The following is an 11502-nucleotide window of genomic DNA, read 5'->3' on the forward strand; positions in this document are numbered from 1 at the left end:
TTAGTATACTTGATTAGATTAATTAATATGTATGGATTAATTTAAAACAGGAATAATATGCTCCCAATTTAAGGCTGTCGCATAATCTAAAGCTGTTTTTCCTGCATTGGTTTTTGCTTGTTTATCGGCACCTAATTTTAATAAAATATCCACAGCAATTTTGTTTCCCGCAATAGTTTCTGTGTGTAGTCTAGTCACTCCATTTTCATCAGCAGCTTTAACCACATCTAGATTTGATTCAAAGTAATCTTTAGCTGGTTGTTCCATTACTTTACTCATTGGATGTTCAATAAGGTTTTCCGCATTTTCTTCTTGCTGATAAGCCACCAAAATATTGTTATAATCACCAAAATCTAATCCCCAAGCGTTATCGTGTTGCTTTCTGGCGTCCTCCGTCATATTTGAACGTAAGACATGAATGGTGTAACCTCCATAAGTTTTACGATCTATAGACAACATCCAATCTGATATTTCTGATACTTTTCTGGTTACGGTATCGCCTTCGGCAACATTAGTCAACTTATTTGGTGCGTTTTGTAAAACACCTGTAATACATTCGCCATCAAAAGTGATTTCACTAATCCACATGTGTTCTACTAAAGGTTGTTCTCTACCTTCAACGTTTTGTAAAAAAGGAATTTTTACTAACGCTAAATCGTGAGCAGGAACCACACGTTTTGCTTCCCAATAAATTTCTCTCCAGAAATAGTTAAATGTTTCTTGTGCTTTAAGGTAAGCTGCTTTCATTTTTTCGTTTTGTTCAGTAAAAATGATGTTCTTATCTTGACTCATTGTGTATTGTTTTATTTATGATTTTTGTTTTATTAAATAAAGAATGTCCCTGCATTAGACATTCCGATAGGATGTGCTGTTCGTGCAGTCCATTCTTCGTTATTTAAAATAGAATGTGGTTGCATTACTATTTTGGTATCTAAACTTTTTCTACCCACAAGTACTATTTTATCTTCTATGTTAGATTTAGTATTGTTGAAAACTTCTAAATAGGCTTCATTAAAATGCATTAACATAATCTGTGTTTTATGCTCAATTTTATAAATATCTAGAACTTTAAAATAGGCTCCAGAAGCAATTAAATGAAACCCATATTTAGCTACTTCAGGATTTATACCTCCTAAGTTAGAAGCCGAATTAGAGGCGATAGCAAAGCGCACATTTTTAGCTAAACCTTCTGCTTGATTAGAGACATCTGTAAAACCACGTTCTTGTATTATTTGATCTACTTTATACCGCATCACTAAATCCTCTGAAAGCTCACAATCTCTATAATACATTGTTAAACCTGAAAATGTATTTTGATAGGCTTGTTCTATTTTTGTGTTTTCCATAAGTATTCTGTTGTTTTATGTACTTTTATTAAAACATTACCCAAACATTGTGGTGTCTTCAAAAGTTTTACCGTCATAAGATTGTGCTATTAATGAGTGGTAACCAAACATGCCATCTTCATTAAAAAACACATCTATTAAATCTGTTGAAGTAAAATTTATAGCTGTCATGGTTAGTTTGCTTATAAATGCCTCTCTAGTTAATTTCGGATATCCCTCGTCTTCATCTGCCCAATTATCATTATAATTATCTAAAAAGTCTCTAGTAATAGCCTCTATCGCACTCGCTTTAAAGTCACTAAAGTTACTTGCAACATTGTTAGCTAATGCTAGTGTTTCATTTAAAGTCGCATCATCAGGACTTAATCTAAACACAATAGTATCTCCATGAAACGTTAACTCTATTTTATAACTATCGTCTAAATCTGGGTCTTTTTCAAGGTTATTTGTAGTAATCTCCATAGCTCTGACAATTTATTACCATGTTCTAATAGGTTCGTCTTTCCAAATCACCAATCTAAAATCCTCGTAATGTTGACCTGTTCCAATAGTATGATTATCTCTTAAACCTTTATTTAACTGAAGTTTATGAAGCATACCTGAATAAGACCCAACCCATAAGGTGTTTTCGTCTTCAGAAATCGTCATTCCGCTAATGGTCGATCCTAAAAAGTATTTCCATACACAATGCCCAGAAGTATCTATAGCTTTAATATAACCGTAAGCATCACCTAAAATGTAGTATTTTGAAGTCGCTAAACCACAATACACACGCATACCATCATCTATGACAGTAAAATCTTCACTGTCTTCATAAGCTTCAATTTTAATAGTATCTATATCTGACGTATTTACACCAATGGTAACACCATTATAAAAATGACAAGAATTTGTAATTAATTGATTATCGTTTTTAGAAAACAAACAAAAATGAGGATAAGACGATTGTGGTCCAATGTCACCTAATTGGGCTCCATCGCTATTTAAAACACGATGATCATAACATTGATCTCCAACAACTATATACTTATTATCATGAGACAGTGTGGCATTTTCCATATCCAAATAAGGTTCCCACTCTTCATCTTCAGGATCTGGTAAAGGATGGATTCTATGTTCTGTTTCATTTGAAATAATAAAAATCCCATCTGATGATATTAGCAAGACTTTTTTACCATCGTTAAACGGAAGCAAGTCTGTTATTGCTATATCTTTAGCGTCCTTTAATTGAAACGTTGAAATTATGTCACCTTCCCAACCTTGAGTGGTCACAATAGTATTATTTGAAGCTATTGCAAATACATTATTTTGTTTGGATTTACCTATAATATCTATTGAAGCATCCAACTCTAAAACAGTATCATTATCAAGGATGTAAGCTTGACGCTTTTGATATGCAGTACCAACTAAAAACGCGATTTTTTGCTCCGTTATAAAATTGAGTTGCGAAATGCTTTGTCCTTTATCTTTTAAAAATTTTAATAAAGGAGTGTGTGCTGGCGGAAAATCTTGTCTAAACTGCTCTACTGTATTATTAGTATTAGCGTCCTTTAATAATTGAAAAACTGCATCAGACAAATGGTCTCTTTCGTCTTTAGGATCTTCTCCTTTCCAATTGTCCCAACCATTAGTATCCCCAAATTTAACCATCTCATTTACAGCAATAGCATATTGACTACCTAAGGTATTCCATTCTGTTTTTATCTCGTTGATGCTTTCGTTGTTTAATTCCATATTTATGTGGTCTTTTTTTATTACGCTAAAACTAATAGTTAGTTTTATTATTAACTAAATACAATAGCTGTATTATTGGTAATACTAAACTTGGCTGCGTCTAAAAGTGTAGCACATACTAATTTTTCTACCCAAAAATCACCTTCATCTTGAATATTCTGATTAATTTCTGGTAAATTAGAAATAATATCTTCTTCGTTTAAAACAATCCCTAAATGCTTAGTTAAACTCTTCAATTCACTTAATAAATCATACGATGATCCTATCATAGCACCAGGTACAGGCGAAGCATCTGTATCAAAAAGCACTTCAGGTAATTCTACAGGGATATAAAATCCTTCAGAATCCGAATGTGTTAAAAGATGACTAGACATGTAAGAGTAATGTGTTTCTAAAATAGGATCATCTCCAGGTGCATCATCTATTGAAAAAGGTGATGGTACCCAATTATCGTTGCCCTGATCTTTGTTTTCCCAAACGTGTGCAGCAAAACGCCTTAAAACATGCAAAAACGCATAAGGGATGCCACCAGAGTGCAAAGGTTTTTTGTCCATTACATCTGGCTCTAGATGTGGTGTAACATTATTAGCTTTTAAAATAGTATTAATATTATCAAATATGACTTTATAGGCTTGATACCCTTCAGGCTCATTGTCTATAAAATCTGCTAAAATTCCGCTTGTTATAGTTAATCCCATTGTAAATTGTTTAATGATTATAACACAAAATTATAATTTGATAACACTGTATTTATCACTGAAATTAATGATATCTGTAAATAATCATATTAAGCTTTTAGCAAAACCTAACAGTCAGTTACAACCACTCTGCATCTATTCCTAAGGCAATCATCTCATTATATGCAGTATCTGTCGCATAGCATAATGTCGCCTTTTTTAAATTAGAAAAGTGTTTAACATCTGCACTGCTTTTAATGTCCCAATAATCTACAGCTCCACCAGAAAATGGTGATAAATTCATATAAATATCATTACCTCCATCTTGATAAATTTCGGTTACAGCAGATGCCAATCGCATAGGTATTGGCAAATCTTTAAAATACTGTTCTACTTCTGGGATTGGATTATATCCTTCTTCATCTATATCTATATCTCGTGCTTTATACCAATCTGCAAACTCATATAAATCAAACTTAGGCAGAAGTAATTCTTTAACATACATCAACTCTTCTATGACAGATAATTTAAATCCAAAATCTTCAAAAGGTATTATCGCTTCATCCAAAGGTGTAATCGTGTATTTATCGTCTGGTATGCCTTCACCTTTATTATAAGGTACATATTGTCCAATTTGTATGGCTCTAACGTTAGAATTTGAATCGTCTACATCAAACCAAGCACTAACCTCTGACATGACTATCGCACCACTATCATCACCTTTAAATAATTTAACACGGTTATAATCATGAGACTTATAATAGCTTATAATATCCTGATTATTACAATAAAATATCCCTGAAAAATTGGCTTTAGCACTAAAACCATGAGATTCTTGCTGATAACTAACAATTAAAGCCTCTATAATATCGCCTTGTTTAGAATATCCCAAAAGACCTAAGTCGTCCCAAGTATATATAGTATTATGTTTTGTTTTTGAAACTCTAAAATTAGTACTCAGACTAGTTTTTAAAACCTCTATTGATACCGGAAATTGTATAGTTTTTGTATTTATTTGAAACCCTTTATCGGATAAATGTAGTACGATCATGATATAATTATTTAGCAGTTTCAAATATAGCTTTTACAACTAAAGCTAGACTCGTTAGATTCAGTGATTTTAACTGTCTGTCTTATTGTAATCTTTAAAATCATTAGTTTCAGTGATAAAAACCCAAAACAAGTCGAGTACCTTAGCCCTCTATTAAAAATTAGTTATTATGAATCACATAACAGTATACAATCATCAAGTAAAGGACATGACTTGGGACGCCTTTAATTTTAAACCATTAAACATTAACACGCTTCCTAGTTTAGACCATCCATTGGACGACCTTAATCCTTTTACTTTTAGAGATGCTGTGTTGCAGGCAGTATCTAATACTACAAAAAAACAAGTTTTTAAGTCGTTACTATTAACACCAGATGAGACTACTAACACCTCATTTTATTGTTTTGCGTTTTTAGAAGACAAAACCATTGCTAGCTATACAATACAACGCACTCCGCTTTTTGATCTATGGTATAAATCTATTGATAAAAAGGTCAATAATAAGACTGCAAAGGTCTATAATTTTGGTTCAAATGAATACAGTTATCAACCAGTCTCAAATTTTGAAGACCAACTAATTTTCAAAAATACAGGCGAATTTATTTTAGACAGTATTCCTAATCAATTTATTGCCGAACAATTAACTAAAGAAAAAACCGATTTTATTACGCCTTACATTCAATTAGAGGTTACATACAATTTTGAAAACATTAAAGCTAGTTTTGAAACCTTAGTAGCCAAAAAAACTTATCTATAACATCACCTATAAATAACGATGCTGCTTATACTAAGTTTAAAAATGAAGCTGGTTTTGAATTTCCTGCTATTTTAAAATCGTTTTTAACCCTACATAATGGTATTAAAAACACCGCTTTTATGTCTGCTGAACAAATGGTGCTTGAATGGGTGAATTGGAAAATGATTTATGACGATTGGACGCAAGGCGATTTATTAGATAACTACAGTACAAATGAAGGCAAAGCCTTACTAATGTATACAACCCCATATTGGATACCGTTTTTTGATTTACAAAACGGAAACTTTTTAGCTATAGATTTTGCACCAAATACAAAAGGGACACCTGGTCAAATTATTAGGTTTGGTGCAGACCAAGAGATTGGTTACATAGAAGATAAAACATTAAGTAGTTTTTTATTAAACCTGGCTAATGACCAGTCAGATATCGAAGATTTTGAGTGGTTACATACAGACTAAATAACAACATTACTAAACGCTGTTTACCACAAAACAATGCATCCTAATTTGAATAAAACCTTATAAATGTCGTCAATATTTAAAGAAGAAATACTGCCTAACATCAAACTAAATTCATTTTTAGCACCAGAACAACAAGCGTTAATTACAATTTTAGAACTTTTAGACATAACCGATGATAAGATTTATAAGAACATTAAAAGCAACAACTTAAGTGATAGTGCTGACGCTAATTTCACCAATACACTAGCACAAAACCTTTACTATTATCCAAAACTCTATGGTAATACACAACAAGGTATCACTTTTGTCAGGGCTTGGCTTCCGTTAGTAAAACAAGGCTTTTTTCCTGATAAAAAAAGTACCGAATTATTTATTCATTTTTTTAAATTCAATTTAAATTATTTTCAATCTGAACATTGCAATCAAACCATTACAGATCAAATTTTTGAAGCTATAAAACTACTTTCAGAAAGTAAAACTGAAGCTTCAATGGTTGTAAACCAATGTTTAATCGATTGTATTTTTGATGTTACAAACATTATAAATTCAGACTTTTTAATTCAACAATGCCTTCAGTTTGACATACTAAACTCAACGTATGCTGTTATTCAAAATGAAAACAACATAGACACGCATCCTTTAAAGATTAACGATACGTTTATTAAGCATTTTTTTAATAATGACTGGTCCAATTTTATTACTGCGTTTCATCAAATAGTACCTGTTGGTCATGTTTACAAATCCAGCGCCTATACTATAGTCTCTAATTGGTTGTCTTCAGAACTAGCAGATTACTATGCCAATAATAAACAATTAGTACTAGAAGCAATTGAAACAATAAAAGAGCGTTGGATTTTTGCAGAAGTTAAAAGCACTGCGCTTTTACACCTAAAAACACATAACCACCACTACCCTTTTATTGATGCTTTAAGTACAAAAACTTGGGACTCTGGTGATGTTATAATATTTAGTGATCTTGATCTTGATAAAGACATTTCACAAAATCTGTTAGAGGCATGTTATCATAAATTTTTAGAATGGCTAAGTATAAATAAAAACCAACATTTTAATACCGAAGTATTTACAGATTTTGCTAAACCACAATTACAACAAGCAACTGCAAATCATTTACCGATACACTTTATTACATTTTGGTTTGTTACTTGTCATCCAAAATCTGGTTTAAAAAATCAAACGGATACTTATAATACTATTTTTTCAAAGCTATTCCTTGAAAATAGTAAGACAACGCTACCAACTATGCGTTATCAAAACAATGATTTTAAACTTACTGGAGCATTTTTAATCCAACACGTATTAAATAATACCAAAACGTTAATAGATTTTTTAAAAGACTTCAAAACCTCTGGAATTACAAATCCTTTAAATCAGTTTTTAGTTCGTATTTTTTATGATGCAGATCAAGAATTGTTCAATTTATATAATAAAGAGCAACTTGAAGCTTTACAAATATATTTGCTAGAACTAGCTTATTCAGCAACAAAAACTGAAGAGGCTATCAAAACCCAAACCCTTCCTTATATTATTAACACATTAAGCCGTTTATGTGTTGAGTCTGGTAATTTTACGCGTGTAAACCAGATTTGGGCGCTTAAAGACATACACCCATGTATTACAACGCTTTGCAATGCGTTTGCTGCTAAACATTACCTAAACCCAAATACTCCATTAACACTTAATACAATACAAGCTTGGTTTAATTATTTGTCTGATTATTATTACAGCTTTAAACAAGAAGCCATTTGGGTAAATGACATGTTAACCACACAAGGTGTGCGCACTGCAAACGTCTTTAATAAAATTAATGATGATGTAAGCTACTTTTTAGACAATGTCATTAAAAGTATTATTACTATACATCAAAAAAGTAAAAAAACAGAAACTAATAATGATACGACTCCTTTAATTTGGGTAAGTATTGAAGTATTTTTAAAGGACTTTTTCAGTCAATTAAAAAACAACAAAATTAACGCTAATACAGTCCGTTTTTTATTTGACTACATGACCGTTCAAACTAATGGTTTTGATTCTCAAGACACCTTAAATAGTAACATTACAATCTTAAACAACCTATACTTTAACCCTAAATCCGAAGCTGTTAGTAATACCAAACAAACTTCTACTATTGAGGTAAAAATGCAACCTAATGAGATTAATCAAAAGTTTGTGGATTACGTCCTTACCAACCTAGAACAGTATTCGCAAACCAAAGTTTATGACACAGAGTCCTTAACATTTTTACTTGACAATATAACCGAGTTTAAAGTTTGGTTACATAACGATCAAAATAATACAAGTTCTAGATTTAGTCAGGCGCTTTATATGATATTATTAGATTCTAACTTAGTATCAGACAAAACATTAGCTACGTTTATTAATTTATGTAAAACACTGTTTGTACAATTAATACAAGGGACTAAAATGGCAAGTTCTTATGCTATGGGTTTAAAAACAATGGTTAAATCTGGAGCTTATTCAGAGGATGTATCAACGGTCTTATTACAGGTTGTTGCAGACATAAAAGCTTAATAAAATGACAGAAAATATCACACCAAAAATTCAAGATCAGCTTAATTTATCGGCTTTAGTTTTAAAAAAACACCATAAAAAAGCAGACCTATACAGCTGGTCAGGATTTGACTTATCAGAAGATTTACAGGTTCAAATGGCTAAAAGACTTTTAAATTTATATGGCATAAAATCTGGCTTTCATTTACGTAACAGCTTACATCGTTATCACGATGGACAAATGGTTTCCAATTCATTTCAAAAATTAGCAACCCAATTTAGAATGGATACAACCACGTCCTTTGAAGCTAAATATAACGCTGAGCAAAATCCAAAAACCAAACACGTTTATAAATTAGTCTGGAAGTATCGTTTTAGCCTTAAAGATCAAAAACTTATAGGGTATGAGATGGCTAATTATATTTTCCAAATGCGATTAGGTTTAGTCGCTGGTTTTATAACAACTAAAGAAGTCATTTTACGCTTAGAAGACGCTAACAATATTATAAAATCTACTTTTAATAGTTGGGACGCCTTCCATAATAACGTCTGTTTAGGTTATGAATACGTTTTAGGAGCAACCGAACCGGATATTAGCAAATTTCCTGGAACAGATACCCTTTGGGACACGTATCAAAGATTACATATTGAACAAAAAAATGAGTTTAAAGTATGGAACATATAAATCTATCTAGAGAAGACGTTATTGCACATATCCAGCGTGCAGAAGCATTATATAAAGCCAATTTATATACCCATTTACAATCTATAATGACTGTCATTAAGGACAATTTAGAGGCTTTAGGCGAGGATAATTATACAGACTACGCTAGGTATTACAGACTGTACATGTTATACATCAGTGTTTTTGAAGAGCTAAACCTACCGGTTTTAGAGTCTTATTTAAACGCCTTAATTAACATAAACGAAGTACAAGCGTCAGATTTTGAATTTATTTGCAGTTATTATACAGTATGTCAAGAACATGTGTTTCAAAAAGCTTTAATGTTATATCCTTATAACGAAACATTACACATTCATTACGCCTTAAAACTGCAAAAAGAACAACGTTTTGAAGAAGCGATCACCACCTTAAAATATATTTTAGAGTGCTATCCTAGTTTAACCGAAGCTAGGTTTTTATTAAGAACTATTGAAGCTCAATTACTAGAGCAATTATGTAATTCTGCACAAGAATCTGATGCAAATCAACTATTACAATTAGCGTCATCAACCCATAATTTAGACGCATTAAAAGGCCTACAATTAGATCAAAGGTTAGATCAAACTAATTTAAACCTAGCTCATATTCAAGTGGCGTTGTGGGACAATAAATCTTCCGAAGTTTTAAAACAATGGAAAACAGAATGGAAATATATTGAGTTATCGGACACTACTCAATTTTTATTAGCGGACTATGCCAAAGCGTTTATGCTGTATGAGATGGTAACTCAAATAGTAAAAGCACCTGCAATTCCTCAGTTACCAGAAGTACAAAACGACACCTTTACACAGTATCAAAACTTCATGCAGGCCTTAGTTAATTCTGGTTGGCAGCAAGCACAACACAATTATGTACTAATAGGTAACGCTGCTTACTATTACACTAAAAATAAAACGGTTTTAGATCAAGCTATCGCTCAAGGTTTAGCCTTAAACCCAAATAACCCTTTATTTTTTGTTTTAAAAGCAAAGTCCTTTTTCTTAGAAGCTAATTACAAAGATACAGGAGCTATGTATCATGCTGCATTTAATAATGGACTTAGAACAAAAGAGTATTTATTGTATTTATTAGAAGTTAATAGCAGAATAGAAAGCTGGCAAGGCATTTTAGATATTGTGACTCAGTGTCATATTAAAAATCCACCAACACTTAAAACGCTATATTTTAAAGCACGAGCACTGGTTAAACTACAACAATTTGATGAGGCTTTAGTGGTTATTAATGAGGCGTTAACTGGATTTCCACTACCACCTCATTCGTATGCGCCTTGGTTTTATAACTTACGTATGAGCATTCATAAAATCAACCAAAATTACGATGCCTTTTTTGAAGATCTTAATTCTGAAATCTATTATTATCAAGAAGGTGATAGCGAATATTGCAGTACCATAAATATGGCTGTTGACGTCCTTTTGGAAAAGGAAGATTATGAGGAATGTTACAAATACGCCATATATAATCACGAGCAAGAGTATTTGTTACCAGAATTGTATCCTGTGTTTCAATGGATTTGTTTTTATGATTTTTTAAACGAAAAACCAGAAGATATTAAGGACGCTTCCATTGAAGATTTAATACCAGAACCAATCACTTTTACCGACTATCGCAATAATGGCTTAATCCATTGGATGACAGGAGACACTAATGCTGGTGCAGACGCCTTACTTAAGGCTGCTACTTTAGCGACTAATAAAGCCTATTATTTTAAATTAGCCTTAACCTGTGCAAAAGAGGGCTTTAATAATATAAAAAGCATCCAAATTTGTGAGGTTATAAAAACAGAAACACCTGAAGCATTGGATTGGAAAATAGAGTACGATTATGCTAATCTTTTGTATTTAGAAAAACGATACGACCAAGCTTTACTTGCTTTTAAACAATTATTACTAAGTTATCCTGATCACTCCTTTTTTAATTTCCCAAAGGATCAAAACAACATGTTGTTACAAACATTAAAAAACATAACAAAAGCTTTGGGTAAAGTTGAAGATTACGCCAAATATAATGCCCTATTTTTAAGCAAAGACAACCCTTCGGTTAGTGCTTTGTTAGAGCATCTAGAATGGATTGATTCTTCTAAATCAGAATCCCTTTTCAGTCGTCATAATCTATTAGAAAAAATAACAAATTATGACACCGCATTTGAAAATAACGAACCTGAACTGTTAAAAGCAATCAAATCTAAAATTAGCACGACCTATTTCACTTAAAGTTATTAATTTT

At 31.9% G+C, this 11502-nt stretch carries 11 protein-coding genes; 5 read left to right on the plus strand and 6 right to left on the minus strand.

Annotated elements, in window-relative coordinates; all coding sequences use genetic code 11:
* Nucleotides 1-36: 36 nt before the first annotated feature.
* The 6 genes from AC0L4B_RS15215 to AC0L4B_RS15240 form a co-directional block, all read right to left on the minus strand.
* Complete coding sequence (locus AC0L4B_RS15215) at nt 37-792, minus strand: DUF2314 domain-containing protein (RefSeq protein WP_473437677.1); 756 nt, start codon at nt 790-792, stop codon at nt 37-39.
* 32 nt (nt 793-824) lie between these two features.
* A complete protein-coding gene (locus tag AC0L4B_RS15220; RefSeq protein ID WP_473437678.1) occupies nt 825-1346 on the minus strand; it encodes a hypothetical protein in 522 nt (173 codons plus the stop codon).
* A gap of 36 nt (nt 1347-1382) precedes the next feature.
* Nucleotides 1383-1808 carry a DUF2262 domain-containing protein gene (locus AC0L4B_RS15225; protein ID WP_473437679.1) on the minus strand — a complete coding sequence of 142 codons (426 nt, stop codon included), beginning with the start codon at nt 1806-1808 and terminating at the stop codon, nt 1383-1385.
* A gap of 15 nt (nt 1809-1823) precedes the next feature.
* Nucleotides 1824-3080 carry a YncE family protein gene (locus AC0L4B_RS15230; RefSeq protein ID WP_473437680.1) on the minus strand — a complete coding sequence of 419 codons (1257 nt, stop codon included), beginning with the start codon at nt 3078-3080 and terminating at the stop codon, nt 1824-1826.
* A 50-nt stretch (nt 3081-3130) separates the two neighbouring features.
* Nucleotides 3131-3778 carry a hypothetical protein gene (locus AC0L4B_RS15235; protein ID WP_473437681.1) on the minus strand — a complete coding sequence of 216 codons (648 nt, stop codon included), beginning with the start codon at nt 3776-3778 and terminating at the stop codon, nt 3131-3133.
* Nucleotides 3779-3896: 118 nt separating this feature from the next.
* Nucleotides 3897-4808 carry a DUF6892 domain-containing protein gene (locus AC0L4B_RS15240; RefSeq protein WP_473437682.1) on the minus strand — a complete coding sequence of 304 codons (912 nt, stop codon included), beginning with the start codon at nt 4806-4808 and terminating at the stop codon, nt 3897-3899.
* 169 nt (nt 4809-4977) lie between these two features.
* Here AC0L4B_RS15240 and AC0L4B_RS15245 point away from each other — a divergent pair, with 169 nt between their 5' ends.
* The 5 genes from AC0L4B_RS15245 (at nt 4978) to AC0L4B_RS15265 (ending at nt 11489) form a co-directional block, all read left to right on the plus strand.
* On the plus strand, nt 4978-5565 hold the full coding sequence (locus tag AC0L4B_RS15245) for a hypothetical protein (protein ID WP_473437683.1): 588 nt from the start codon (nt 4978-4980) through the stop codon (nt 5563-5565).
* 68 nt (nt 5566-5633) lie between these two features.
* Nucleotides 5634-6023: an SMI1/KNR4 family protein gene (locus AC0L4B_RS15250; RefSeq protein WP_473439452.1), complete on the plus strand. Its 390-nt coding sequence runs from the start codon at nt 5634-5636 to the stop codon at nt 6021-6023.
* Nucleotides 6024-6089: 66 nt separating this feature from the next.
* Entirely contained in the window at nt 6090-8576 is a 2487-nt protein-coding gene (locus tag AC0L4B_RS15255) for a hypothetical protein (RefSeq protein WP_473437684.1), read from the plus strand.
* A 4-nt stretch (nt 8577-8580) separates the two neighbouring features.
* Complete coding sequence (locus AC0L4B_RS15260) at nt 8581-9240, plus strand: DUF1266 domain-containing protein (protein ID WP_473437685.1); 660 nt, start codon at nt 8581-8583, stop codon at nt 9238-9240.
* A complete protein-coding gene (locus AC0L4B_RS15265) occupies nt 9228-11489 on the plus strand; it encodes a hypothetical protein (RefSeq protein ID WP_473437686.1) in 2262 nt (753 codons plus the stop codon). Before AC0L4B_RS15260 ends, AC0L4B_RS15265 begins: the two co-directional genes overlap by 13 nt.
* Nucleotides 11490-11502: the final 13 nt, after the last annotated feature.

The sequence above is a fragment of the Olleya sp. NP1-10 genome, from assembly GCF_055804415.1.